At 53.8% G+C, this 26,606-nt stretch carries 26 protein-coding genes; 13 read left to right on the top strand and 13 right to left on the bottom strand.

The genetic code is table 11. The annotated features are described in order from the left end of the window. Positions 1–15 precede the first annotated feature (15 nt). On the bottom strand, positions 16–618 hold the full coding sequence (locus JG725_RS08235; RefSeq protein WP_172289668.1) for a peroxiredoxin C: 603 nt from the start codon (positions 616–618) through the stop codon (positions 16–18). A 213-nt stretch (positions 619–831) separates the two neighbouring features. Beyond that, positions 832–1,413 carry an ACP phosphodiesterase gene (locus JG725_RS08230; RefSeq protein WP_172290020.1) on the bottom strand — a complete coding sequence of 194 codons (582 nt, stop codon included), beginning with the start codon at positions 1,411–1,413 and terminating at the stop codon, positions 832–834. A 113-nt stretch (positions 1,414–1,526) separates the two neighbouring features. Between JG725_RS08230 and queA the strand changes: the two genes are divergently transcribed. From queA to secF, 5 genes are all read left to right on the top strand, one after another. Then, entirely contained in the window at positions 1,527–2,609 is a 1,083-nt protein-coding gene (gene queA / locus JG725_RS08225; RefSeq protein WP_199377533.1) for a tRNA preQ1(34) S-adenosylmethionine ribosyltransferase-isomerase QueA, read from the top strand. Positions 2,610–2,701: 92 nt separating this feature from the next. Continuing rightward, complete coding sequence (gene tgt / locus JG725_RS08220) at positions 2,702–3,844, top strand: tRNA guanosine(34) transglycosylase Tgt (protein WP_172289670.1); 1,143 nt, start codon at positions 2,702–2,704, stop codon at positions 3,842–3,844. A gap of 83 nt (positions 3,845–3,927) precedes the next feature. Further along, positions 3,928–4,260: a preprotein translocase subunit YajC gene (gene yajC, locus JG725_RS08215; RefSeq protein ID WP_048635837.1), complete on the top strand. Its 333-nt coding sequence runs from the start codon at positions 3,928–3,930 to the stop codon at positions 4,258–4,260. 27 nt (positions 4,261–4,287) lie between these two features. Continuing rightward, on the top strand, positions 4,288–6,135 hold the full coding sequence (gene secD / locus JG725_RS08210) for a protein translocase subunit SecD (protein ID WP_172289671.1): 1,848 nt from the start codon (positions 4,288–4,290) through the stop codon (positions 6,133–6,135). A 10-nt stretch (positions 6,136–6,145) separates the two neighbouring features. Next, entirely contained in the window at positions 6,146–7,114 is a 969-nt protein-coding gene (secF, locus tag JG725_RS08205) for a protein translocase subunit SecF (RefSeq protein WP_172289672.1), read from the top strand. Between the two features lie 76 nt (positions 7,115–7,190). Here the strand turns inward: secF and JG725_RS08200 are convergent, their stop codons facing one another. Further along, the gene (locus JG725_RS08200) at positions 7,191–7,763 is read right to left on the bottom strand and encodes a DUF3251 domain-containing protein (RefSeq protein ID WP_172289673.1); all 573 of its coding nucleotides are present in this window, start codon (positions 7,761–7,763) and stop codon (positions 7,191–7,193) included. Positions 7,764–8,042: 279 nt separating this feature from the next. Between JG725_RS08200 and nrdR the strand changes: the two genes are divergently transcribed. The 6 genes from nrdR to pgpA all read left to right on the top strand — a co-directional run bounded on the left by nrdR (position 8,043) and on the right by pgpA (position 12,307). Continuing rightward, the gene (gene nrdR / locus JG725_RS08195; protein WP_172289674.1) at positions 8,043–8,498 is read left to right on the top strand and encodes a transcriptional regulator NrdR; all 456 of its coding nucleotides are present in this window, start codon (positions 8,043–8,045) and stop codon (positions 8,496–8,498) included. Between the two features lie 34 nt (positions 8,499–8,532). After that, complete coding sequence (ribD, locus tag JG725_RS08190; protein WP_199377531.1) at positions 8,533–9,648, top strand: bifunctional diaminohydroxyphosphoribosylaminopyrimidine deaminase/5-amino-6-(5-phosphoribosylamino)uracil reductase RibD; 1,116 nt, start codon at positions 8,533–8,535, stop codon at positions 9,646–9,648. A gap of 141 nt (positions 9,649–9,789) precedes the next feature. Further along, positions 9,790–10,266, top strand: a complete 477-nt coding sequence (ribE, locus tag JG725_RS08185; protein WP_172289676.1) for a 6,7-dimethyl-8-ribityllumazine synthase — start codon at positions 9,790–9,792, stop codon at positions 10,264–10,266. Between the two features lie 24 nt (positions 10,267–10,290). Beyond that, complete coding sequence (gene nusB, locus JG725_RS08180; protein WP_172289677.1) at positions 10,291–10,710, top strand: transcription antitermination factor NusB; 420 nt, start codon at positions 10,291–10,293, stop codon at positions 10,708–10,710. Between the two features lie 123 nt (positions 10,711–10,833). Continuing rightward, positions 10,834–11,814, top strand: a complete 981-nt coding sequence (thiL, locus tag JG725_RS08175; RefSeq protein WP_172289678.1) for a thiamine-phosphate kinase — start codon at positions 10,834–10,836, stop codon at positions 11,812–11,814. Continuing rightward, positions 11,789–12,307 carry a phosphatidylglycerophosphatase A gene (gene pgpA, locus JG725_RS08170; RefSeq protein ID WP_172289679.1) on the top strand — a complete coding sequence of 173 codons (519 nt, stop codon included), beginning with the start codon at positions 11,789–11,791 and terminating at the stop codon, positions 12,305–12,307. The genes thiL and pgpA overlap by 26 nt, the downstream gene beginning before the upstream one ends. A 36-nt stretch (positions 12,308–12,343) precedes the next feature. Here pgpA and JG725_RS08165 read toward each other — a convergent pair whose 3' ends face one another. From JG725_RS08165 to xseB, 5 genes are all read right to left on the bottom strand, one after another. After that, entirely contained in the window at positions 12,344–13,282 is a 939-nt protein-coding gene (locus JG725_RS08165) for a type III effector (protein ID WP_172289680.1), read from the bottom strand. A gap of 93 nt (positions 13,283–13,375) precedes the next feature. After that, entirely contained in the window at positions 13,376–13,783 is a 408-nt protein-coding gene (locus JG725_RS08160) for a CesT family type III secretion system chaperone (protein ID WP_199377529.1), read from the bottom strand. 198 nt (positions 13,784–13,981) lie between these two features. After that, positions 13,982–15,847: a 1-deoxy-D-xylulose-5-phosphate synthase gene (gene dxs / locus JG725_RS08155; protein WP_199377527.1), complete on the bottom strand. Its 1,866-nt coding sequence runs from the start codon at positions 15,845–15,847 to the stop codon at positions 13,982–13,984. A gap of 20 nt (positions 15,848–15,867) precedes the next feature. Continuing rightward, positions 15,868–16,779 (bottom strand): (2E,6E)-farnesyl diphosphate synthase, encoded by a 912-nt coding sequence (gene ispA / locus JG725_RS08150; protein ID WP_172289683.1) that lies wholly within the window; start codon positions 16,777–16,779, stop codon positions 15,868–15,870. After that, on the bottom strand, positions 16,776–17,024 hold the full coding sequence (gene xseB, locus JG725_RS08145) for an exodeoxyribonuclease VII small subunit (RefSeq protein ID WP_172289684.1): 249 nt from the start codon (positions 17,022–17,024) through the stop codon (positions 16,776–16,778). Before xseB ends, ispA begins: the two co-directional genes overlap by 4 nt. A 332-nt stretch (positions 17,025–17,356) precedes the next feature. Between xseB and thiI the strand changes: the two genes are divergently transcribed. Further along, on the top strand, positions 17,357–18,805 hold the full coding sequence (gene thiI, locus JG725_RS08140; protein ID WP_172289685.1) for a tRNA uracil 4-sulfurtransferase ThiI: 1,449 nt from the start codon (positions 17,357–17,359) through the stop codon (positions 18,803–18,805). Between the two features lie 46 nt (positions 18,806–18,851). On the opposite strand, the gene JG725_RS08135 is transcribed toward thiI, so the two are convergent. The 3 genes from JG725_RS08135 to JG725_RS08125 are packed head-to-tail and all read right to left on the bottom strand — an operon-like array spanning position 18,852 to position 23,269. Further along, complete coding sequence (locus JG725_RS08135) at positions 18,852–20,105, bottom strand: sigma-54 dependent transcriptional regulator (RefSeq protein WP_172289686.1); 1,254 nt, start codon at positions 20,103–20,105, stop codon at positions 18,852–18,854. After that, positions 20,092–22,053 (bottom strand): ATP-binding protein, encoded by a 1,962-nt coding sequence (locus tag JG725_RS08130; protein WP_199377733.1) that lies wholly within the window; start codon positions 22,051–22,053, stop codon positions 20,092–20,094. Before JG725_RS08130 ends, JG725_RS08135 begins: the two co-directional genes overlap by 14 nt. Before the next feature lie 13 nt (positions 22,054–22,066). Further along, a complete protein-coding gene (locus JG725_RS08125; protein ID WP_370541621.1) occupies positions 22,067–23,269 on the bottom strand; it encodes an ABC transporter substrate-binding protein in 1,203 nt (400 codons plus the stop codon). A 468-nt stretch (positions 23,270–23,737) separates the two neighbouring features. On the opposite strand from JG725_RS08125, the gene JG725_RS08120 reads away from it, so the two are divergent. Further along, a complete protein-coding gene (locus JG725_RS08120) occupies positions 23,738–25,057 on the top strand; it encodes an MFS transporter (RefSeq protein ID WP_370541620.1) in 1,320 nt (439 codons plus the stop codon). A gap of 74 nt (positions 25,058–25,131) precedes the next feature. On the opposite strand, the gene yajL is transcribed toward JG725_RS08120, so the two are convergent. Both yajL and panE read right to left on the bottom strand, forming a co-directional pair. Further along, positions 25,132–25,722 carry a protein deglycase YajL gene (gene yajL / locus JG725_RS08115; protein ID WP_172289689.1) on the bottom strand — a complete coding sequence of 197 codons (591 nt, stop codon included), beginning with the start codon at positions 25,720–25,722 and terminating at the stop codon, positions 25,132–25,134. Further along, positions 25,682–26,593: a 2-dehydropantoate 2-reductase gene (panE, locus tag JG725_RS08110; RefSeq protein WP_199377521.1), complete on the bottom strand. Its 912-nt coding sequence runs from the start codon at positions 26,591–26,593 to the stop codon at positions 25,682–25,684. Before panE ends, yajL begins: the two co-directional genes overlap by 41 nt. Positions 26,594–26,606 lie beyond the last annotated feature (13 nt).

Below are 26,606 nucleotides of genomic sequence, written 5' to 3'. Positions count from 1 at the left end.
CCGACCGGTGAAATATTACAGTTTGTCGGCGTTTTCAGACAGGTATTTCGCGACGCCGTCCGGAGATGCGCCCATACCGGATTTGCCTTTTTCCCACTGAGCCGGGCACACTTCGCCGTGTTCTTCGTGGAATTGCAGCGCGTCGACCATACGCAGCATTTCATCAACGTTACGACCCAGCGGCAGATCGTTCACCACCTGATGACGAACAATGCCTTCTTTGTCGATCAGGAACGATCCGCGCAGCGCCACGCCGGCATCCGGGTGCTCGATACCGTAAGCTTTCTGGATCTCACGTTTAACATCGGCAACCATGGCATATTTCACTTCGCCGATGCCGCCTTTATCGACCGGGGTGTTACGCCACGCGTTATGCACGAATTCTGAGTCGAAAGAAACACCAACCACTTCAACGCCGCGTTTCTGGAACTCCGCGTAACGGTGATCGAACGCAATCAGTTCTGACGGACAAACAAAGGTGAAATCCATCGGCCAGAAGAAGATCACCGCCGGCTTACCGCTGATGTGTTTTTTCAGGTTGAAATTTTCAACGATTTCGCCACTGCCGAGAACGGCTGCGGCGGTGAAGTCAGGGGCTTGACGAGTTACCAGGACCATAATTACTCCTGTAAATAATTGTTTATATTGGATTGATGTGAAAAACATCAATAAGTATAGGGATTTCGCCGGTATGAATACAGTCAAACAGACCAATCGATAAGATAGGTTTCAGCTATTAAACCAATAGGCAATATATATCAAAGTCTTATATTGTCCTTTGCCTTTAAAAGGGTAAATACCGTCGGGCAACGTGATAATCAACCCGCCGTTTTATAGCTGCCGTGTCTTCGCCAGCAGCATCATCCGTGGATAGAACTGCCAGAAAAGTGTTTCAAATTGAGGGTAATGCCGCTCGATATCGCTAAATGAACCGGAAAGCGCCGCCAGTTTGGGGCGACGCACCGACATTCTGTGCAGCACATCGGCAATAAACGGCAATTCGGCATAACGTTCCAGCCAGCGTTCCGGCCAGAGGTAATGATTCAGATGCTGAAAGCGTTCGGGCGTTTGCGCCAGATGCGGCGTAATGCACGATTGCGCCTGACGGACAAATAAAGACAACGACATGCCGGGTTCCAACTGTCGCCAATGTCTCGCCAGAAAGTGATCCCACAGCACATCAAGGGTAATTGGCGCCACCCGCCGATAATCATCGCTGAAATACTGACGCGCCTGTTTGACTTCCGACAGGCTATCGGTCAGGACATCAACCCGCCGGTGTAAACGAATGCCGGCGACGATATCGTCGGCATAGCTGTCCTGAGGATTGCCGCGAACGAAATCCGCCATCAGGTTGCCTAGCAACGAACTGTCGGCCAGCGTGGCTAAATGGAGATGAGCAAGAAAATTCATCGCGACAGTATAATGCATTCTACGACTTGGGTGCTTATTTCTTGCAGCCATGCGCTTGCGGCTCTAGACTAGGCCGCCCTTTTTTAATGTGTTGACCAGCTAAGTGAATTGTCATGCGTGTTGCCGATTTTTCGTTTGAACTTCCTGAATCATTAATCGCCCATTATCCACAGGCTCAGCGCAGCGGTTGTCGCCTGTTGTCGCTGGACGGGCCGACGGGAAATCTGACGCACGGCGTGTTTACCGATTTGTTGGATAAGCTGGATGCCGGCGATCTGCTGGTGTTTAACAATACGCGGGTGATCCCGGCCCGCTTGTTTGGTCGCAAAGCCAGCGGCGGCAAGCTGGAGGTGCTGGTCGAGCGTGTGCTGGATGAGCATCGGGTTTTGGCCCATGTCCGCGCGTCCAAAGCGCCAAAACCCGGGGCCGAGCTGTTGCTGGGCGATGACGAGAGCGTCAGGGCGACGATGGCCGTCCGTCACGACGCCTTGTTTGAACTGCATTTTGGCGATGACCGCGACGTGTTGACGATCCTGAATGATATCGGACATATCCCGCTGCCGCCCTACATCGATCGGCCGGACGAAGCGGCCGATCGCGAGCTTTATCAGACGGTTTACAGCCAGCGGCCGGGTGCGGTGGCGGCGCCCACCGCCGGCCTGCATTTTGATGAACCGATGCTGGCGGCTTTGCGCGACAAAGGCGTGGAAATGGCGTTTGTCACCCTGCACGTCGGCGCCGGAACGTTTCAGCCGGTACGCGTCGAGACCATCGAAGATCACGTTATGCATGCCGAATACGCCGAAGTGCCGCAGGCGGTGGTGGAGGCGGTTCTGGCCTGCAAAGCGCGGGGCAATCGCGTGATTGCCGTGGGCACCACCTCGGTTCGTTCGCTGGAGAGCGCCGCCCAGGCCAGTAAGGATGCGCTTATCGCGCCTTTTTTCGGCGATACCCGTATTTTTATCTATCCTGGTTATCACTACCGGATTATCGACGCGCTGGTCACCAATTTCCATCTGCCGGAATCGACATTGATCATGCTGGTGTCGGCTTTTGCCGGCTACCGACACACGATGGCGGCCTACCGGCAGGCGGTGGCCGAGCAATACCGGTTTTTCAGCTACGGCGACGCCATGTTTATCACGCGCAATCCTGCCGCTGAGCAAGAGAATGTGGCGTCACCGCCCGATCTCTGATTTATATCCGCGCCGCAGACCAGGTTCTGTCAGGCGTTCGACAGGCATTATCAATAGCAACATCAGACTGTTTTTCTGATGCTGGAGGTGAAGTGAAATACGAATTACAAAAAACCGATGGCCGGGCGCGTCGCGGCAGATTGATTTTTGAGCGCGGCGTGGTGGAAACCCCGGCATTTATGCCGGTGGGCACGTACGGTACGGTCAAAGGCATGACGCCGGAAGAAGTCAAAGACACCGGCGCGCAGATTCTGCTGGGAAACACTTTCCACCTGTGGCTGCGCCCCGGGCAGGAAATCATGAAGCTGCACGGCGATTTACATGACTTTATGCAGTGGCATGGCCCGATCCTCACGGACTCCGGCGGTTTTCAGGTATTTAGCCTGGGCGATATCCGCAAGATCACCGAAGAAGGCGTGCATTTCCGCAACCCCATCAACGGCGATTCAATTTTCCTCAGCCCGGAAAAGTCGATGGAAATCCAGTACGATCTGGGTTCTGACGTGGTGATGATCTTTGACGAATGTACCCCTTATCCCGCCGACTGGGATTACGCCAAGCGCTCGATGGAAATGTCCCTGCGCTGGGCTAAACGCTGCCGTCAGCGTTTTGACGAACTGAATAACAAGAATGCGTTGTTCGGTATTATTCAGGGCAGCGTTTACGAAGATTTACGTGACGTATCGGTAAAAGGACTGGTAGACATTGGCTTTGATGGGTACGCTGTGGGCGGTTTGGCAGTGGGTGAACCGAAAGCGGATATGCACCGTATTTTGGAGCATGTTTGCCCGCAGATCCCGGCCGACAAGCCGCGTTATCTGATGGGCGTCGGCAAACCGGAAGATTTGGTGGAAGGCGTCCGTCGCGGTATTGATATGTTTGACTGCGTCATGCCGACGCGCAACGCGCGCAACGGTCATTTGTTCGTCACTGACGGCGTGGTGAAAATCCGTAATGCGAAGCATAAGGATGATGTTCGCCCGCTTGATGACCACTGTGATTGCTATACGTGTCGCAATTATAGCCGCGCTTACTTGCATCATCTCGACCGTTGCAACGAAATACTCGGCGCAAGACTCAATACCATTCATAATTTGCGTTATTATCAACGTCTGATGGCGGGTTTACGTCAGGCCATCGAAGAGGGTAAATTAGAACGCTTTGTGGTGGATTTTTACCAACGGATAGGCAAACCGATTCCACCGCTTGTTGAAGATGTGTCTAATAGCAACTGACAATCAGCCTTAGTGTGATTTTTATATTATTCACTTTTGTAATATTGATAACTTATCTTTTTGATAACAAAGAGGAAATTTAAATGAGTCTTTTTATCTCCGATGCTGTAGCAGCGACTGGCGCTCCGGCTCAGGGAAGCCCGTACTCTCTGGTTATTATGCTGGCCGTTTTTGGTCTGATTTTCTACTTTATGATCCTGCGTCCGCAGCAAAAGCGCGCCAAGGAGCATAAAAAGTTAATGGATTCCATCAGCAAGGGTGATGAAGTCTTGACCACCGGCGGTCTGGTCGGGCGCGTAACCAAAGTGTCTGAGACTGGCTACATCGCCATTGCGTTGAATGATACCAACGAAGTGGTTATCAAACGTGATTTCGTGGCTGCCGTGCTGCCGAAGGGCACTATTAAAGCCCTGTAATTTTTGATTTTCCCGAAGGGAACTGCCGTGTTAAACCGTTATCCTTTGTGGAAGTACCTGATGCTGATCGTGGCTTTGGTCATTGGTCTGCTCTATGCGCTTCCTAACCTGTATGGTGAGGATCCGGCGGTACAAGTTACTGGCGCGCGGGGAACCGCCGCCAGCGAAACGACGCTGATCCAAGTCCAGAATGTATTACAAGAGCAAAATATCGCCAGTAAGTCGATTGCATTGGAAGATGGTGCGATTTTGGCTCGCTTCTCCAATCCGGACATTCAGATCCGTGCCCGTGAAGCCCTCCTGAGTGAACTGGGCGATAAATTTGTTGTAGCGCTCAATCTGGCGCCGGCCACCCCGACATGGTTGCGTGTCCTGGGGGCGGAGCCGATGAAGCTCGGCCTCGATCTGCGCGGCGGCGTTCACTTTCTGATGGAAGTGGATATGGACACCGCGTTGGGCAAGCTGCAAGAACAATCGATGGATTCCCTGCGCAGCGATTTGCGCGAGCAAAACATTCCTTACGCCGCGATACGTAAAATCGATAATTACGGCGTTGAAGTTCGTTTCCGCGATGCGCAAACGCGTGATAGCGGGGTGAGTCACCTGAGCTCTCGTCACCGAGATCTGGTCATCAGCGCCAGCGGCAGCAATCTGTTGCGGGCGGTAATGAGCGATGAGCGCCTGCGTGAATCGCGTGAATATGCGGTTCAGCAAAATATCAATATCTTGCGTAACCGTGTCAACCAGCTTGGCGTTGCGGAACCGTTGGTGCAGCGTCAGGGCGCCGACCGCATCGTGGTTGAATTGCCTGGTATTCAGGACACCGCCCGGGCGAAAGAGATTCTGGGCGCCACGGCGACGCTGGAATTCCGTCTGGTGAACAGCGACGCCGATGCGACCGCCGCCGCCAATGGCCGCGTGCCGGGCGATTCCGAAGTGAAACACATGCGCGATGGTGCGCCGGTGGTGCTGTTTAAGCGCGTGATCCTGACCGGCGATCACATCACCGATTCCACTTCAAGCAACGACGAGTACAATCGACCGCAGGTGAACATTTCGCTGGACAGCGCGGGCGGCAACACCATGTCCAACTTCACCAAAGACAGTATCGGCAAGCTGATGGCGACGCTGTTTGTTGAATATAAAGACAGCGGCAAGAAAGACGCCAACGGCCGGGCGATTCTGGAGAAACAGGAAGAGGTGATCAACGTGGCGACCATTCAGTCACGTCTGGGCAACAGCTTCCGTATTACCGGCATTGATAACCCCAACGAAGCGCGTCAGCTGTCTTTGTTACTGCGCGCCGGCGCGTTGATCGCCCCGATCCAGATTGTGGAAGAACGCACCATCGGGCCGACGCTGGGGATGCAGAACATTACCCAGGGGCTGGAGGCCTGTCTGTGGGGGCTGGTCGCATCAATCGTCTTTATGGTGGTTTACTACCGTAAATTCGGCGTGATTGCGACAACCGCGCTGGTGGCGAACCTGGTGTTGATCGTCGGCGTCATGTCTCTGCTGCCGGGGGCGACGCTAACCATGCCGGGGATTGCCGGTATCGTATTGACGCTGGCGGTGGCCGTTGACGCCAACGTGCTGATCAATGAACGTATCAAGGAAGAACTGAGAAACGGACGCAGCGTCCAGCAGGCGATTCATGAGGGTTATAAGGGCGCATTCTCCAGTATCGTGGATGCCAACCTGACCACCCTGATCACCGCCATCATCCTTTACGCTGTGGGAACGGGTTCGATCAAAGGTTTTGCCATCACGACGGCAATCGGGGTAGCTACCTCGATGTTTACGGCGATCGTCGGTACTCGTGCCATCGTTAACCTGCTTTACGGCGGCAAACGCATTAACAAGCTGTCTATCTGAGGAGTGCGTTGTGGCACAGGATTATACTGTTGAACAACTGAACTACGGACGCCGGGTTCATGACTTTATGCGTTGGGACAACGTCGCGTTTTTGATTTCAGGAACGCTGTTGATCCTTTCGTTAATTGTGATGGGCGTACGGGGTTTTAACTGGGGATTGGATTTCACCGGCGGTACGGTGATTGAGATCAATCTCGAAAAGCCAGCCGATCTGGATCTGATCCGTGATTCGCTGGAGCAAGCCGGGTTTCACGATCCGCTGATCCAGAACTTTGGCAGCAGCCGCGACGTGATGGTGCGGATGCCGCCGAGTATCGGCACCTCCGGTCAGGAGCTTGGCAACCGCGTATTGAGCGTGATCAATCAGGGCACTGAACAGCACGCGACGGTAAAACGGATTGAGTTCGTCGGTCCCAGCGTGGGGAGCGATTTAGCCCAGGCGGGGGGGATGGCGTTGCTGAGCGCGCTGATCTGTATCCTGATTTATGTCGGCTTCCGTTTTGAATGGCGGCTGGCGTTAGGGGCGGTGATAGCGCTGGCGCATGACGTCATTATCACCATGGGTGTGCTGTCGCTCTTCAAGATAGAGATCGACCTGACGATTGTCGCATCGCTGATGTCGGTCATCGGTTACTCGCTGAACGACAGTATTGTGGTCTCTGACCGTATCCGTGAGAATTTCCGTAAAATTCGCCGCGGTACGCCGTATGAGATTATGAACGTCTCTCTGACGCAAACGCTGAGCCGTACCATTATGACGTCGGCAACCACCCTGGTGGTGGTGCTGATGCTGTACATTTTCGGCGGCGCGATGCTGGAAGGGTTCTCGCTGGCGATGCTGATCGGCGTCTCGATCGGTACGGTATCCTCGATCTATGTGGCTTCCGCGCTAGCGCTGAAGCTGGGGATGAAGCGCGAACACCTGCTGGTGCAGAAGGTGGAAAAAGAGGGCGCCGATCAACCCTCATTACTGCCGTAAGCGTTCGGTATAGCCTAATAAAAAACCCCATTTTGGGGTTTTTTTTCGTCGGAAGAATGCCTGTCGGCGCTAAAAATCAAGGTGCGTCAATGCTGGCGACCGGGGGCGAGGTCTGTTCTTCCCGCAGGATGTTATGCAACCGAATAAATCCCAGTTGTTCCGGCGATACTCCGCTGAGCCGCAGTTCAATCGCCGCCTCGGGTTTTGGCAACAGCGACGGTGAAAAAATCAAAGCCTGTGTCTGCATATCGCTGGTTAACGGCTTGCCGCTGACGGGATCGAGTTGGCCCCAATCGAGCTGAGCGCTGAACGCGGGCAACAGACCGTTGTCGATAAGACGGATATGCAGCAGCGCGCGGGTGCCGTTGGCCTCGGTTTCGACATTGCTGAGCGATACGCCAAGTTGGCCGATACTGCTTTGCACGATTGCGCCGTCTTGCGCGGCAGGCAGCAAATAAACGCCGGAGGTTGATTGCGCATTCAGCGCATTTTGCTGTTCCAGCAGCGTTGCCCGATCGGTCAATGTTCGTAACTGCTGATTTAACTGACCCAACTGATTCTGTAACTGTGGCAAAGGGCGTTGTTGCGCGCAGCCAGCCAGGAAAACCATTGCCGGCAACATAGCCAGCATGCGGTATCGGGTTATCATTTCTGTTTTTCCCCTTCGAGGTTTTACTTACTAATCCTTCGGTTGCCTTTATTGATAGTGTAGTCGTGATTACGGGCAAGTTATAGACCCGTCATCTTTCAAATCGCCGGCGTATGGGTTTCCCGCATCTTGCAATCTATTGGGTATAGACGCGCGGGCTTTTTTCAGGCCGACGCCTGAGCGTGCGAGGCTGTTCGCAACAATGTTCAGGAGTTTTGGTTAGTCTATTAATTCAGGGTAAACTGTCTTTCTGTGAAGGATTAGTGGTCAGGAGACATCATGCATTGCCCGTTTTGTTCCGCTGTTGATACCAAAGTCATTGATTCCCGCCTGGTCGGCGAAGGTTCGCAGGTTCGCCGCCGCCGGCAGTGTCTGGTTTGCAATGAACGTTTTACCACCTTTGAAGTCGCGGAGCTGGTTATGCCCCGAGTGGTGAAAAGCAACGATGTGCGCGAACCTTTTAATGAAGATAAATTGCGCAGCGGTATGCTTAAAGCGTTGGAGAAAAGGCCGGTCAGTTCTGATGATGTTGAAATGGCGATTAATCATATTAAATCCCAACTGCGAGCGACCGGCGAGCGTGAGGTGATGGCGAAAATGATCGGCGGCCTGGTGATGGATGCGCTGAAAAAGCTGGATAAAGTGGCTTATATCCGCTTTGCCTCGGTGTATCGCAGCTTTGAGGATATTCGGGAATTCGGCGAAGAGATCGCTCGCCTACAGGATAAGGCATGATACGGCCGGGGCGTCAGAGATGAGAAGCGCGGGAATGGTGAGTCCACAAGACGAATTCTATATGGCGCGGGCGCTTGAACTGGCGCGGCGCGGCAGTTTTACGACGGCGCCTAACCCCAATGTCGGTTGCGTGATAGTCAGGGAGGGGCGGATCGTCGGCGAGGGTTACCATGTACTGGCCGGCGAGCCTCATGCGGAAGTTCACGCATTGCGGATGGCCGGCGAGTTGGCTCGCGGCGCAACCGCGTATGTCACGCTGGAACCATGCAGTCACCACGGTAGAACCCCCCCTTGCGCCGACGCGCTGATCGCGGCGGGGATCTCGCGCGTGGTCGCCGCCATGCAGGATCCCAATCCGCAGGTGGCCGGTCGCGGGCTACATCGCCTGCAACAGGCGGGGATTACCGTCAGCCATGGTTTGATGATGTCCGAGGCGGAGAACATCAACCTCGGCTTTCTGAAGCGCATGCGCACCGGGTTTCCCTATGTGCGGCTAAAAATGGCCGCGTCGCTGGACGGGCGAACGGCAATGGCCTCGGGGGAAAGCCAGTGGATCACCTCTGCTCAGGCCCGACAGGACGTACAGCGGTTTCGGGCGGAAAGCGCCGCCATTCTGAGCAGCAGCGCCACGGTATTGGCGGATGACCCGTCGCTAACGGTGCGCTGGCAAGAACTGGATGCCGATACGCAGCGGAAGTATAGCGAAGCGGATGTAAGACAGCCCGTGCGTATTATTGTCGATAGCCGGCAACGCGTTACGCCTCATCATCGCCTCATTGCGCAGCCGGGGCGAACCTGGCTGGCGCGCTCGCAAACGGATGAGCAGGCATGGCCGGAAACGGTCGAGCAACTGAGACTGCCGCAGCACAATGGCGGCATCGATCTGGTTGCGCTGATGATGGTGCTGGGGAAACGGCAGATTAATTCGGTATGGGTGGAAGCGGGCGCGAGTCTGGCTGGCGCGTTATTAGCGGCGGGCGTGGTCGACGAACTGATTGTCTACCTTGCCCCAAAACTGTTGGGGGAGAAAGCGCGCGCGCTTTGCGTGCTGCCGGGATTAAGCCGGCTATCGCAAGCGCCCGAATTTGAAATACGTGATGTCCGCCAAATAGGACCGGATTTGCGGCTGCGCTTAAAGCCGAAAAATTAATCGTTTATTATTCTTTCGCTCATGATGTCCGATACGCCCTTTAAATGCGCAAGCGGGGGCCGACAAAACCGGATACGTGGCCGGAAGAATATGATAGAATCCGCCCCCCTGCGGGGTATAAAAACCAGATAAAGGAATGTTATGAACGTTATCGAAGGTGTTGTCGCGACTCCTGATGCCCGCGTGGCGATTGCCATTGCCCGTTTTAACCACTTCATTAACGACAGCCTGTTGGAAGGCGCGATTGATGCCTTAAAGCGCATCGGCCAGGTTAAAGACGAGAATATTACCGTCGTTTGGGTTCCCGGCGCCTATGAACTGCCATTGGCCGTGCGTGCGCTGACCAAGAGCACCCAAAACGGGGGGTATGACGCCGTGGTTGCGCTGGGAACGGTTATCCGTGGCGGAACCGCCCATTTTGAATTTGTTGCCGGCGAATGCAGTTCCGGTTTGTCTCATGTCGCCATGACGAGTGAAGTCCCCGTTGCCTTTGGGGTACTGACCACTGAAAGCATTGAGCAGGCGATAGAGCGTGCCGGCACCAAAGCGGGTAATAAAGGCGCTGAAGCCGCCCTGACCGCGCTAGAAATGATTAACGTATTGAAAGCTATCAAGTAAGCCTGATTAAGTAAGGGGAATTCCGTGAAACCTGCTGCTCGTCGCCGCGCCCGTGAATGTGCGGTTCAAGCGCTTTATTCCTGGCAGTTGTCTAAAAACGATATTGCCGATATTGAACTCCAATTCCTGAGCGAGCAGGATGTCAAAGATGTCGACATCACCTATTTCCGTGAGCTGCTGGCGGGGGTTGCCTCCCAGGCTGAAAAGCTGGATCAACTGATGGCGCCCTTCCTGTCCCGTCAACTCGATGAACTGGGTCAGGTGGAAAGAGCCATTCTGCGTTTGGCGATATTTGAACTCAGCAAACGTGAGGATGTTCCTTACAAAGTGGCTATCAACGAGGCCATTGAACTGGCGAAAGTATTTGGTGCAGAGGATAGCCATAAATTTGTGAATGGCGTACTTGATAAAGCCGCGCCCACCGTGCGCAAAGGCAAGAAATAAGTGAGTCAGGGCCGGATATCCGGCCCTGATCTTTTGAATTATCCCCAATAGATTTCAAGATGCGGGAAACCCATACGCCGGCAACTTGAAAGATGACGGGTATAAACGCTGGCTGGAAAGGTTATGGTTAAAGGTGAGTTTGACCTTATTGCCCGCTATTTCAATCGGGTCAGAAGTTCACGCCGGGATGTTGAGTTGGGCATCGGTGACGATTGCGCGTTACTGACGGTCGCAGAGAAACAATTACTGGCGGTAAGTACCGATACATTGGTATCTGGCGTTCATTTTCTGCCTGATATCTCCCCCTCCGATCTGGGTTATAAATCACTGGCGGTGAACTTAAGCGATCTCGCGGCAATGGGCGCCGATCCCGCCTGGCTATCCCTGGCGATTACCCTGCCTGAAAGCAACAGTGACTGGTTGTCGGCCTATAGCGACGGCCTGTTTGAGCTGCTCGATTATTATGGTATGCAGCTCATCGGCGGCGATACCACCCGCGGTCCGCTTAGCCTGACGCTGACGATTTATGGCTTGGTTCCGGCTGGCCGAGCGTTGACCCGCGCCGGCGCCCGAATCGGCGACTGGATTTATGTCACCGGAGCGTTGGGCGACAGCGCCGCCGGCTTGGCGATCTTGCAGAATAAATTGCAGGTTAGCGAGAAGGACGCCCGTCAGGCGCTGATCCGGCGTCATCTGCGCCCGCAGCCCCGAATATTGCAGGGACAGGCGCTGCGGGATTTGGCGAGTTCGGCGATTGATATTTCCGACGGACTGATTTCTGATTTACAACATGTGCTGAAAGCCAGTGAATGCGGCGCGCGGATTAATCTGGACGCAATCCCTTATTCTGCTTATTTGCGCGATCGCGTGGATGAGGAGCAGGCGCTGCGTTGGGCGCTGTCAGGCGGTGAAGACTATGAACTGTGCTTTACCGTGCCGGAAATCAATCGTGGCGCACTGGATATCGCATTAGGGCATCTGGGCGCAGATTATACCTGTATTGGGCAAATCGGCCCTTCGTCGGAAGGGTTGCGCTTTTTCCGGGATGAGAAAGAGATTACGTTGAACTGGAAAGGATATGACCATTTTAGCGAACAAAACTAAAGGGTCGCAAACGGCGAAAAGCCGACTGCGTTTACGCAACCCGTGGCACTTGTTGGCGACCGGGTTCGGCAGCGGTTTGTCGCCCTGGATGCCGGGTACGGTAGGGTCGTTGGCGGCGATCCCGCTGTGGTATGTGATGTCGTTTCTTCCGCTTGAGCTGTATTCGCTGGTGGTGATGTTCAGCATCTGTATCGGCGTATATCTGTGCCATCAGACGGCTAAAGACATGGGCGTTCACGATCATGGCAGTATCGTCTGGGACGAGTTTGTCGGCATGTGGATAACGTTGATGGCGTTGCCGGCGGATAAATGGCAATGGGTTGCCGCGGGTTTTGTGGTGTTTCGCTGCCTGGATATCTGGAAACCCTGGCCAATCCGCTGGTTTGATCGCAATGTGCACGGCGGGATGGGGATTATGATCGACGACATCGTCGCAGGCGTTATTTCCGCGGGGATTATTTACGGGTTGGGGTATCACTGGCCCGTTTTTTGATCCTCTTTCCCGTCCTGTATCAGGCCGCCGTCGCCATTAATCACGCGTCATGGCGCGCATCTCGTCCCAGGCGCGTTGCGCGGCCTTTTGGTGATCAACCGTGGTTTTTGCAATGCTATCCATTGATGCGGCATTGAAAAAGTGGCTGGAATAGCGCGTACTTGGATCTTTAGCGACGTTTTTCTCATCGAGTAATTCAGCTTCGCTTGCATCAGCCCCTTCCGGGATCTCGGGATTGAGGATCCATGCAAGAAACTCGGGGCCGATTTGGGGCATGTGCTCTTCTCTTATGAATTGGGCTACTTCCGCGCTCGTCACGTGTTTGATGTTATGTAATGCCAGCGCCGCCGGTGCGGGTTCCGCATTTCGCTCTCTTTGAGATTGTGCGTGTGACTCTGGATTTCTGTTGCTGGTTTGCGCCAGGGTTGCCGCCGTGGGGAGTCTAACCCAGGGATCAACCACCACGGTTTTTTGTTCACCCCACGTCTGGTCGCGCGGATCGCCAATCAACACGTATTCATGCTCCCAGTTTTTATCGTCGACGATTTGTACCGGGGCATCGACTTTTTTCCCGGCCAGCAGCGTGTAGGCCAAATCGGCATGTTCATGGCAGTTGCCTGCCTGATAGCGGGCGGCTTCTCTGGCATTTACCATCGGAAAAGGGGAATCGGATTTTTCCCTATGCATCAACACGCGTACCGCGCTTTCCCCCTGCGTCGCGATAATATCGGCTTTTTGATTACCCGCGCCATAAGGCAGCATCATTTTTACTTGGCGCAGGGTTTCCTGCGCCAGGTTCAGATTTTCCATGGTAGACGAGTCAACCCGAATGTTTTTGCCTTCGAAACGGCTGATGCCGAGAAAATCCGCACTCACCGCATCATGCAGTTTCACCACGGATTCCCGATTGAAATTCGCCAGAGGATCGACGGCCCTCTCGCCGCTAAAATATCGGTTTTGCAATGGGTTTAACATGGTGACTTCCTTGTTTATCTGTTGCTTTATTGGTCTGTAATAGGCCCGGTTTCCAACCGGAAACGAACGTTATGCTTTCCGCGCGTCTTTCGCCTACCGGCGTAGCCATGTCTGAAGTGTTAATACCGTTTCAATAAAAGTGCGAACCAGCTTGTGCGTTTCGCTGTCATTCAGTTCTGCGAGCGCCTGCCGACACGAAAGTATTATTTTCATCTTGTGAATATCAACGCCAAGCGTAAACATGGGATGGCGGGGGCTCCAGGCATTGATCGCCAGAAGTGACAACAGGGTGCCGCTGGCCGTGTTTATCCCTTGTTCCAGACTGGCAAAGGGACTCATGATGTTCAGGTACTCCTGCTGGTTGCCCATTAAAAAGATTGAGGTGCCGTCTTCCAGCGTCATGATATAGACGTCATGTCCGCTCTGAGCCGCTTTTGTGGTATCAATATCGTATGATTTCATCAGCCGGGACATGACAATATGAAAAGCGCGTTTGTTCATTCCATCCCCTCCATTTTCCCATCTTAGTGGCGAGTGATGCGCGGTGGTTCCCGTTGCCGGATAAAAAAAAACGCTAGAATGCCGGGTCTGTGTAGACATGGGCTGGTAGGGCGGGACGGATATTGAGCGCCTGAACTGAGCGTGGCGCGCGAGAGGATATTCAGGCCAGATGTGCTGTCCGGCCTGTTTCTGCGTTATCTACTTCAACCACTGGGTTATTCTGCGCTCAATGCCTGCGGCGTCTAAATCGATATCGGCACGGATCTCTTCCTGACCGCCTTGTGGGATAAATTTATCCGGCAGGCCGAGGTTGAGTACCGCAACCGTAATACGTTTTGCCATCAGCAGCTCATTTACGCCGCTGCCGGCGCCGCCCATAACGGCATTCTCTTCCACGGTCACAAACGTGCCGTGTGTTTTAGCCAGTTCTACTATTAGCGCTTCATCCAATGGCTTAACGAAACGCATGTCGACCAGCGTGGCGTTCAGTTTATCTGCCGCTTTTTGCGCTTCCGGCAATAGCGTGCCGAAGTTAAGGATGGCGATCTCTTCACCCTGACGGCGAACCACGCCTTTACCCATCGGTATTTCAGCCAGCGGCGCCAGTGCGGCCCCTGTGCCGTTGCCGCGCGGGTAACGCACCGCCGTCGGGCCTTGCTGATAGTGATAGCCGGTATACAGCATCTGACGGCACTCGTTTTCGTCGCTGGGCGTCATGATGATCATGTTCGGTATGCAGCGTAAAAATGACAGATCGAATGCGCCCTGATGGGTTTGTCCGTCGGCGCCGACGATGCCGCCGCGGTCGATGGCGAACAGCACCGGTAAATTCTGAATCGCCACGTCATGGATAACCTGATCGTAGGCGCGCTGTAAAAAGGTCGAGTAAATCGCCACCACCGGATGATAACCACCGATGGCCAATCCGGCGGCGAACGTCACCGCGTGTTGTTCGGCAATCGCCACATCAAAATATTGCTGCGGGTAATCACGGGAGAATTGCACCATGCCTGAGCCTTCGCGCATGGCGGGGGTGATGGCCATCAGTTTGCTGTCTTTGGCTGCGGTTTCCTGTAGCCATTGACCGAAAATTTTGGAGTAGGTCGGCAACGCGCCGTCTTTGCTTTTCGGTAACGTGCCGCTGGCGGGGTCGAACCTGGGCACGGCGTGCCAGCTAATCGGATCCTGCTCGGCCGGCGCGTAGCCTTTGCCCTTTTTGGTCATGATATGCAGCAACTGCGGGCCTTTGAGGCTGCGCATATTTTTCAGCGTCTGCGCCAACGCTTGCACATCGTGGCCGTCCACCGGGCCGATATAATTAAAGCCCAGCTCTTCAAATAGGGTGCCGGGAACCACCATCCCTTTAATATGCTCTTCCGTGCGTTTGACCAGCTCTTTGATCGGCGGCAGACCGGATAACACTTTTTTTCCGCCTTCGCGCAGGCTGGCGTAGAGCTTGCCGGACAGTAATTGCGCCAGATGGTTATTCAGCGCGCCGACGTTTTCTGAAATCGACATTTCATTGTCGTTCAGCACCACCAGCAGGTCTGATTTAATGTCGCCGGCGTGGTTCATGGCTTCAAACGCCATACCGGCGGTAATGGCGCCGTCGCCAATCACGCAAACGGTGCGGCGGCCTTTTCCTTCGCGTTCGGCGGCCACCGCCATACCCAACCCGGCGCTGATGGAGGTCGAGGAATGACCGACGCTCAATACGTCGTATTCACTTTCATCCCGCCACGGGAAAGGGTGCAAACCGCCTTTCTGCCGGATGGTTGAAATGCGGTCGCGGCGGCCGGTCAGGATCTTGTGCGGATAGGCCTGATGCCCGACATCCCAGACCAGATGATCGAACGGCGTGTTGTAGACATAGTGCAACGCCACCGTCAGTTCGACCGTGCCCAACCCTGAGGCAAAATGGCCGCTTGAACGGCTGACGCTGTCCAGCAGATATTGACGAAGTTCATCACACAGCTTCGGCAGGCTTTCTTTCGGTAGCAGACGTAGTTCATCGGGTGTTTCCACTAACGATAATGTCGGGTATTTCGCTGTATCAAAACTCATTAGAGACTCATTCAGAGATTTTATTTATTGCGCTCAACGATAAAATTCGCCAGCGCTTGTAATGGCGCAATATTCAGTGGTGCCTGGCTGAAAGTGGCTAAATCATCCAACGATGCCAGTGATTCCTGATAAAGCTCCCGAGCTTTTTTCCGGGCGTTTTCCAGCCCCAGTAATCCGGGGTAGGTGCTCTTGCCCAGTTGTTGATCGGCGCCCTGACGTTTGCCCGTCGTGGCGCTGTCGCCAACCACATCCAGAATATCGTCCTGCACCTGGAACGCCAGCCCGATAGCGTCGGCGTAGCGATCGAGATAAGGCAGCGCCGCGCGACCTTGATCGCCGGCCGCCAATGCGCCAAGTCTTACCGCTGCGCGGATCAGCGCGCCGGTTTTATGACGATGGATCTGTTCCAGCGCGGCGAGATCCACCTGATGGCCTTCCGCCGCCAAATCCAGCGCCTGACCGCCGCACATGCCGGCAACGCCGCTGGCCAGCGCCAGTTCAGACAACATCGCCAGCCGGGAGCGGTCGGTGACCTGCGGCATCGGCGCGTCGGCCAAAATTGAGAATGCCAACGTTTGCAGGGCATCGCCGGCCAAAATGGCGCCTGCCTCGCCGAACTTGATATGACAGGTCGGCTGACCGCGGCGCAGATCATCATTGTCCATTGCCGGAAGATCGTCATGGATTAATGAATAGGCATGAATGCATTCTATCGCGGCGGCGGGCGCATCCAGACTTTCCAACGGCATAGCGAACAGTTCACCAGTAGTATAAACCAGGAACGGACGGAGTCGCTTGCCGCCTAACAGTGAACCATACTCCATGGCATTGACCAGTGGACTCCTCTGAAAGGGAAGTGCGGCGATAAAATGACGTAACACACGATTGGTCCGCTGGGAGTGAGCATTCAATTGCTCAGTGAAGTCTGTCATAACGATTCACTGTCCGGGGTAAAGGGGGATAATGCCGCATCAGGTTCGTCGCTCAGCAGAATCTGTACCCGCTGCTCCGCCTGTTGCAGCTTTTGCTGTCCCTGACGCGCAAGCTGTATTCCCTGCTCAAACGCATTTAGCGCCTCTTCCAACGGCAATTCGCCGGATTCAAGACGGGTAACGATTTTTTCCAGCTCGTTCAGTGAGCTTTCAAAGCTGGCTGGCTGCTCGGTTTTCTTGGGCATAGTCTTTCAGGATCCTGGTTTTATACGCCGTAGCCTTGTCGCTGCATAGCGTTGTTTCGTGTGATCGCCAACGTATAACGACGCCATTATACGCGTTATCCGGCAAGTCGCAGACGCTGTCTCTCCCTGGCCTGGGCGGCGGATTATCCGGCGAGGGGGGCGTTTACCGCCGGGATGCAACGCCAATTACTTTGAGTATATATAATGATATACTCCGCGCCCTGGATGCTATGGGTAAAATCATCCTTGTCCGGCCGATTTTACCGATAACGTGATTTTAGCGCTCGGGGTAAATTTTTTTACGCCGTTCTGACCAAGTAACGACAGCCACCATGAAGTTTATCATTAAATTGTTCCCGGAAATCACCATCAAGAGCCAATCTGTGCGGTTGCGCTTTATCAAGATTCTGACCGGAAACATTCGCAACGTATTAAAACATTATGATGACGCGCTGGCGGTTGTCCGTCACTGGGATCATATCGAAGTTCGCGCAAAAGACGAGAGCCGGCGCGAGATTATTCGCGACGCTCTGACGCGCATTCCCGGCATTCACCATATTCTTGACGTTGAAGATCGCGAATATACCGACGTTCATGACATCTTCGAGCAAACGCTGGCGCTGTACCGTGAACAACTGGAAGGGAAAACCTTCTGCGTTCGCGCAAAACGTCGCGGTAAACATGAGTTTAGCTCGCAGGACGTGGAACGCTATGTCGGCGGCGGTCTGAATCAACATATTGAAACCGCCCGGGTCAATCTTACCTCGCCGCAGGTTACCGTTCATCTGGAAATCGATCAGGATCGTTTACTGCTGATTAATGCCCGCTACGAAGGTATCGGCGGTTTTCCTATCGGGACGCAGGAAGATGTGCTGTCGCTGATTTCGGGCGGTTTTGATTCCGGCGTATCGAGTTACATGCTGATGCGTCGCGGCTGCCGCGTACACTACTGCTTTTTTAATCTGGGCGGCGCCGCGCATGAGATCGGCGTAAAGCAGGTGGCTCACTATTTGTGGAATCGTTACGGCAGCTCGCATCGGGTGCGTTTTATCGCCATCGATTTTGAGCCGGTGGTCGGCGAGATCCTGGAAAAAATCGACGATGGTCAGATGGGCGTGGTGCTTAAGCGTATGATGGTGCGCGCGGCTTCCCAAATGGCGGAGCGCTACGGCGTGCAGGCATTGGTGACCGGGGAAGCGCTGGGCCAGGTTTCCAGCCAGACGCTCACCAATTTACGTTTGATTGACAACGCCTCCGACACCTTGATTTTGCGTCCGCTGATTTCTCATGACAAAGAGCACATTATCAAGCAGGCGCGTGAACTGGGCACGGAAGACTTTGCCAAGACCATGCCGGAATACTGCGGGGTTATCTCCAAAAGCCCCACGGTGAAAGCGGTAAAAGCGAAAATCGAGCACGAAGAGAGCCATTTCGATTTCACTATTCTGGATCGGGTGGTCAGCGAAGCCCGCAATATTGATATTCGCGAAATTGCCGAGCAAACCCGTCAGGAAGTGGTTGAGGTGGAAACGGTGGTGGCTTTCGCGCCTACCGATGTGTTGCTGGATATCCGCGCGCCGGACGAGCAGGAAGATAAGCCGCTGGCGCTGGAGCAGATTGAGATCCGGCTGCTGCCGTTCTATAAATTGGGCACCCAGTTCGGCGACCTGGATCAGAGCAAAACCTATCTGCTGTATTGCGAGCGTGGCGTGATGAGCCGTTTACAGGCGCTTTACCTGCATGAGCAAGGGTTCACCAACGTAAAAGTCTACCGTCCCTGATCGTCGCCGCGCCGCCGTCGGTTTCCGGCGGCGGCGCGGGTGCCGGTTAAAAGCGATAATCCTTTTTATCAATGCCGTATTTCTTCATTCTTAAATAGAGCTTCTTGCGCGGCACCTGAAGGTATTCCGCCACATCGTTAATCCGTCCCTGATGAATATCCAGCGCTTCCGTAATGATCTGGCATTCGTATTGTTCGATGCGGTCGTCGAGCGGGGTGGGGGTGGCGCTCTGGCTGACCCACTCCTTTTCGTCGCTGGCGATAGGCATTACCCCAACGGCGAATAATTCGGCCGCGTTGCGTAACTCTTTGATGTTGCCGCTCCAACTGCGGCGATACAGGCTTTTGCTAAATGTATCGCTCAGCGTGGGATATTCCCGGTTGAGCCGTTGGCAGGCCAGCTTGAGATAGTGGCGAAACAGCGGTTCGATATCGCCCGGGCGTTTGGATAACGGCACGCATTCTATCTGGGTCATGGAAAACTGATAATAAAGTTCAGGTAGGATTTTTTGCTGCGTCGCCGACCGGGTTGCGCACTGCTGGCCGATCGCCAGCAGCCTGAACGCGCGCTCCTCATCGCTTTGCTGTTGAGCCAAAAAATACTGCTGCTGATGGTTGAGCTGTTCAATATTGCGAACGATCAGGGTTCCCTGCCGTACCCGCGCGCAGTGTTCTTCAAACGTTTCCGCCCGGTCGCTGGCGGCGTCAAAGACGACCAGCGGCAAGTGGCGGTTCATACTGAGCTGGTGCAGATGGCGTGCCGCTAGCGTCCGGCCCGTGCCCAGTTCGCCATAGAAAAAAGCCGGCATACGGGTTTCCGCCAGCATTTGCAGCCGCTCGCGTAATTGCTTGCTCCACCCGCTGACGCCGATAAGATTTTCCGCCAACTGACTGCGCTGCCAGCGGCGGCGTTGGATCAACTGTCGACGTTCTTTTAGCGCCTGCTGCAAACAGCGCAGCAGTTTTTCCGGCATGACGGGTTTTTCAAGAAAATCATACGCCCCCTTTTTGACCGCCTCGACGGCCATAGGAACATCGCCATGGCCGGTTATCAGCAACACCGGCAGTTGCTTATCCCGGTTTAATAAATATTCCAGTAACGACAGACCGGAGAGTTGCGGCATATAAACATCGCTGATGACCGCGCCAGGCCATTCGTCCGGGATCATCTCAACGGCGAGCTGGGGATTATTACAGGGAACGACCTGATAGCCCGCCTGCTTGAGCATCTGATAGTAGGCGTCGAGCACATCGTTATCATCATCAATTAAAAGGACGTGTTGTTCTTCAGTTAACGTCATCTGATTTCCTGAACTGTAGAATGACCAGAGCATGCCGATCCAACGTTGATGCCAGATACAGTTCTCCTCCGCATTGTCGCATGATGGACTGACTGATGGACAGGCCGATTCCCAGGCCGATATCTTTACTGGTGGTAAAAGGTTTCAACAGCCGGGGAGCCAATATCAGCGGCCAGCCGGGGCCGTTATCTTCGATCAGCAACAGACACTCGCCGCCCTGCATGATTTGACTGATGGTGATGCGCGGCGCCGCCTCGCTCGTCGCTTCCAGCGCGTTGGTCAGCAAGTTGACCAGTACCTGTTGCACCCTGATATCTTCGCCAATCACCCGAACCAGCGTTTCCGGCAGGATGAGTTGGGCGTTAAGCGGGCGGTGACGCAGGGCCAATAGCTCCCAGGACGCGAGAAGGCCGTGACGTAAATCGATGGGGCCGAGCGGGGCATCGCTGTCGCTGCGGCGTGAAAACTGCCGCAGTTGGCGAATAATGCTGTCAATGCGTTGTAATAAGCCGCGCATTTTCGTGAGGTTAGCGGCGACAGTGTCCCGATCGCGCCGATTCACGGCCTGTTCGCTGGTAAACAGATACAGAGAAAGGGCATTGAGCGGCTGGTTGATTTCATGCGCCAGGGTGGTCATGGTTTGCCCGACCGTGGCCAGTTTGGCCGCCTGAATCAATTCATCCTGGGCGGTGCGCAGGTTATTTTCAATGGCTTTACGCTCGGTAATTTCCTGCTCAAGCTGCGAACGTTGGCGCTTGATCTGATGCAGGGTGTTGCGCAGCAAACCGGCAATACGCCCCAGTTCATCGCGCCCATACACCGGAATCGAGGTATTCAGATCGCCGTACCCCAGCCTGGCGACCGCCTGATTAAGTTGGGTGAAACGTTTGATAAGCTTCGAGCGGATATAGACATGATTGAGGATAAAAGCGAATAGCAACGCCAGCAGCGTTGCTATCACCATCACCATGCCGCTGATATTCATAATATGTTCAAGGCGCTGGTTAAAGGTTTGCAGTTGCTGGTGGTTATTACCCAACTGCTGTTCAATCTGATGGCGAAATTGGCTCAGCGCCTGTTCCTTGCTACGGGTCGTTTGTCGGAGGGAAGCCTGAATCCGGCTTCGATCGCGCAACATTGCCGGTAATTTGTTTTCTTCCAGTCCCAGCGCCAAGAGTTCGTCGATGGTTTGCCGCAGCGTGACGGTGCTGGGATGACGGGACAACGACTGAATAAGGTCGTCGACGGATTGTCTCAGGTAGTTCAGATAGCGTATATGGCTGTCCAGATTTTCACTATGCCGATCGGCCAGCTGTTCCCGTAAATCGTCGACGATCTGGTTTTCGATATGGGCTAAGGTGTAAATCAGTTGCAGCTCATCCTGAATATTCCGCAACGTATCCTGCAAGCGCGGGTTTTTATTTTGCCCGGCGCTTTGGGTGAATTGATCCAGCAACGAGCTTTGCTGCCAACTGATATCCTGTGAGAGCGAGGTTAATTCAAGATTAAAATCATCATGCAGCCAGTTGATGCGGGTGGTCATTTCATTGGCTTTTTCCCGCATAACCAGGTTGGCCGCCAATATGCCGTCGAGCTGGGTCAACAGGCTGCGCATCTGCCGGATCGTCTCTTCCAGCAGATGGCGATCGTCAAAGGTTAACTGCCGGCTGGCTTTGTGAATAATATTCAGCCGGGAAAGAATTTGTTCCCGTCGCTGTAGCCTGAGGCTGGTGCTCTCCGCCGTCAGAAATTCATTCAGCTCTTTAATCAGAATATTAAGATTATCCTCAAGCTGAAAAGACGCCTGGATTTTGGGAAAATACTCGTTTAGCGCATAGCGGATCTGCGAGCTTTGTTCACGCCATGAATACAGACTGATGGCGCTGACGGAGAGCGTCAATACGGCGCCGAAAGCAAACGCCCAGCGTAAGCTGTTGCTGATGGTCATGGTTTTAAAAAATTTAATCACCCACCGCCTCCAGTTGTTGGAGCGCCTGCTGATGTTGATGCTGAAAAAACCGTTGCCATTCAATCAAGCGTGATTCAAGCGGAATGCTATTGTTTGCCGACTGATTGAATTGCCGCAGATAGTCAGGGTCGTCGGCCTGTTGCGCGCTGACGGGCATGGCGGTCAGTTGCGCGCGAATGTCGGGCAACGGGCGATGCAGACGCGTTTCCGCATTATGCAGCGCTTTCCATATATCTTGAGACTGGTTCAGGCGGAAGGTAATCGCGGTGTCGAACAGCCGCTGAACCAATTTTTGGCGCAGTAAAACGCGGCGGTAATCGGGCGGCGATGATTGCAGCAGAATAAATTGTTGCTGGGCGCGCGGGTTATGCGCGGGCAGAGGGAAAACCGGGAATTTGCCGGTATCGTTATCCGCCAGAATGTCCTGCCCCTGTTTACTGAGCAAAAAATGAATAAAACGTATCGCCAGATCTTTATTGGCGCTGTTACGGGCAATGGCGATAAACGTAGGAGCGGCGCCGGCCTGGGGAATATAACGGAATGTCAGATGCGGATCTTTTAGCAACGGCGTGGCGTAATTATCGATGATCGGCCCGGCCACGCCCAGCCCGGTTTTTATTTTGCTGGCCACGCCAAAACTGCGCGAGGAAATGGTCGCCAGATTACCGGAAATTTCCATCAGCGTCGCCCAGCCTTGCCGCCACCCCTGTTGTTGCAGCAGCATTTCAATCATCAGGTGGCTGGTATCCGAGCGGGAAGGGCTGCTCATCAAAATCAACGACTGATAGCGAGGATCTTTTAGCTGATCCCAGCTAGCCGGCGGCGGCAGATTTTTCTCTTGCAGCGCCGCGGAATTCGCCAGAATGCCAAACCCGGAAATCGCGATGGCGGCGGCGCTGCCGCGAATGGAATCGGGAACCAGACGCTGGCTTTCCAGCGGAAGAACAGGGATTGGCGACAGCAGTTGGCGATCCTGCAAATGTTGCATCAGCATAGGGGATGAGGTCAGGATCAGATCGATGCCGTCATTTAATGGCGTATCCATCAGGCGTTCCAGCGAAGAACTGGTACGGTTCAGGGTGCGCACAGGCAGGGATGACGATTGCCTGTGCCAGTGAGACATCATCTTCGCCGTTGCCTCGGGCGAGAAGGTGGTGGCGATAACCAATTCATTGGCCCACAGCGGCGACAACATCAGAAAGTTTATAAGCCAGATCGTGACCAGCCTGAACGAACGCATTCTTACACCTGTTTTGTGTGACTCGCATCAAAAAAATAAAAAATAGAGAATAAAGTGTTTAATGATAATTTGTTCCGTTTTTTACCATTTTAACCGGCCTAAAGGGAAATAAAAAATAAAATAATTAAATTGAGATAATATTGACTCGTAATTTTTATTTTTTTGAGTCAGTTTTGACTCAAAACCAGGCGGTTGCATCCTGCTTTCAATCTATTCATGCTGTGTTCATACCGCAGTGAAATAGAGTGAAACATCCAGTCATGTCATAGTGATATATCGTTTTTTATTCCGTCAATACATCATTCGAGTATTTTATTCGGGTTGATGGGGATGATTATTAATTATTTATAACACCAGGGTAAAATTATGTTTTCATTTATTAAACCCAGAATCGCAACGCACAAAGTTCCTGATAATGAAATTATGGTGGTTTATCAGCGTAATCGAATTCAGGCGCTTTTAGGCGTTTTTCTGGGTTATTTGTCTTATTATATTGTTCGTAATAACTTCACGCTTTCCACGCCGTATTTAAAGGAACAGTTACATTTAAGCGCGACGGAGATCGGCCTGCTCAGCAGCTGTATGCTGATGACCTATGGCATCAGTAAAGGTCTTATGAGCACCCTGGCGGATAAGGCGAATCCCAAAATGTATATGGCGATCGGCCTGTTGCTGTGCGCGCTGGTTAATATCGGCATGGGTTTCAGCGGCGCTTTCTGGCTATTTGCCCTGTTGGTGGTCTGTAATGGTTTTTTCCAGGGAATGGGAGTAGGGCCATCCTTTATCACCATTGCCAACTGGTTTCCCCGGCACGAACGGGGACGCGTCGGCGCGGTATGGAATATTTCTCATAATGTGGGCGGCGGTATTGTCGCGCCGATAGTCGGCACCGCCTTCGCTTTTCTGGGAAGCCAACACTGGCAGACCGCCAGTTATATCGTGCCGGCTCTTATCGCTATTTTAATGGCGGGCGTAGTGATGATGATTGGGAAAGGTTCTCCCGTTAGTGAAGGCCTGCCCCCTCTCCACCGGATCATCAAGGATGAAATTGTCATTGATACCGCCGGGCAGTCGCATGCCGCGCCGGAAAATATGACCACCTGGCAGATATTTTGTACCTATGTGCTGAAAAATAAACATGCCTGGTACATTTCTTTCGTCGATGTTTTTGTCTATATGGTGCGCTTCGGGATAATTAGCTGGTTGCCTATCTACCTGTTAAGCGAAAAGCATTTCACCAAGAGTGAAATGAGCGTTGCGTTTTTATTTTTTGAATGGGCGGCGATCCCGTCAACCTTATTTGCCGGATGGTTGTCGGATAAGTTGTTCCGCGGGCGTCGTATGCCGCTGGCGATGATTTGTATGGCATTGATTTTCATTTGCCTGATCGGATACTGGAAATCGGATTCACTGCTGGTGGTCACCTTCTTTGCCGCGATTGTGGGTTGCCTGATCTATGTGCCGCAATTTTTGGCTTCCGTGCAAACTATGGAGATTGTTCCCAGTTTTGCCGTCGGCTCCGCGGTCGGTCTGCGCGGCTTTATGAGCTATATTCTGGGCGCCAGCCTGGGAACCAGCCTATTTGGTTTTATCGTTGATAAATCAGGCTGGCATGGCGGTTTTTACCTGCTGATGGGCGGCATCATTTGCTGCATTATTTTCTGCTATCTGTCTCATCGGGGCGCGCTGGAACTGGAACGCCAACGCACCCAATTGAGTACCAATAAAACCGTGAACGCGTAATATAAACGCTTGAACCATGCCGTCTCACCTGTGGGACGGCATTTTCACGCCGGATTGATCAATCAGTCTATTAATTAATCCGCATAGTTATAGATACCGGGCGGCAGAATTAATTGCGCCGCCACCTCGGCGGCTTTTTCCTTACCCAGCAGCAGGTCAATCAATTTCAGGGCAAAATCCATACTGGTTCCCGGCCCCTGCGTGGTCAGCAGGCTGACGCGCGGATCGTAAACCACGCGTTTTTCCATCCATTTTTCGGGCGCGATTTTATCTTTCAGCGCCGGGTAGCCCGTCATATTCCCGATCGGGAAAAGCTGATGGTGTTCAAGCACCAAGGCCGGGGTGGCGCACATCGCCGCCACGATTTTCCCTTCCTGATGCGCCTGACGAATACACTCCACCAACACGGGGCTATCGCGGAAACATTCGGCGCCTTGCAGCCCGCCGGGGAGCACCAGGGCATCGAAGTGCCGATCCGCCACCGCCACCAGCGGGGCATCGGCTAAAAGCCTCACGCCGCGGGAGCAGGTGATTTCCAGGTTGCCGTCGCTGGCGACGCTGGCAAGCGTCACCTGAATGCCGGCTCTGACCAGCAGATCTATCGTGGTGACGGCCTCCGTTTCTTCACTGCCAGGAGCCAGACACACCAGTACCGATGCGTTCATATTCATTTTCCTTTCGCTTGATTTGTTCAAACAGACGGCTGTTTTCCGGGACGCTCAGGCCGTGGGCGCGCGCGCGCCGCAGCAGGTAACCGGTGATATAGTCAATCTCGGTGTGACGTTGAGCCTGAATATCCTGCAACATGGAAGAGGTATTGGCCGCCGTGTTTTGAATGATTTGGTTAACATAGAGTAGCAGGCTATCCGCCGAGGTATGAAAACCTTCCCGCTCCATTACCTCGGCAATTTCCCGGCAAAGCGACTTAAGCTGTTGCGGGTAAGCCTGCAATTCTCCGTTGGTGCATTGATAGAGCGCCGTTAACGGATTGATGACGCAGTTGGCCGCCAGCTTCAGCCAGCAGGTCGCGGTAATATTGTTATGCCAGGCAACGTCGGGTAAAGCCTGATGCAGCACTTCAGCAAGGTAGCCGTGCGTGTCCGCATCATTAACCGAGCCGATATGTGTCGTGCCTGCGGCGACATGCACCACGGTGGTCGCATCACGGCGAGCGGCATGGGTCGTGATGCCGAAAATCAACGGTTGCCTGAGAGGCGGTAACTCCTCGCGCGTGCCCATGCCGTTGTGCAATAACAAGATGGTGCAATGCGGGCTGAGTCGCGGCAGTAATGCGGCGACGGCATTGGAAACCTGCCAGGCCTTTAACGTCACTAACAATAACTCGCTGTGCGCCAGATGGTCGGGGTCGTTAGCCGTCAGGTTAAGGTTACAGTGCTGGCCGTTTAACCGGATCACATTGACCGGACAAAAAGGCTGCGGAATACGCAGCCATCCCTGGACATCATGGCCTTGCTGATGCAGAGCCGCGAGCCATAGTTGCCCGATCGCGCCGCAACCAAGAACGGTTATTTTCATTTTATTCTCCCTT

Origin of the sequence: Brenneria sp. L3-3C-1 (assembly GCF_016456245.1) — a bacterium.
Lineage (GTDB): Bacteria > Pseudomonadota > Gammaproteobacteria > Enterobacterales > Enterobacteriaceae > Brenneria.
This window is presented reverse-complemented; position numbering and strand designations above follow the sequence as displayed.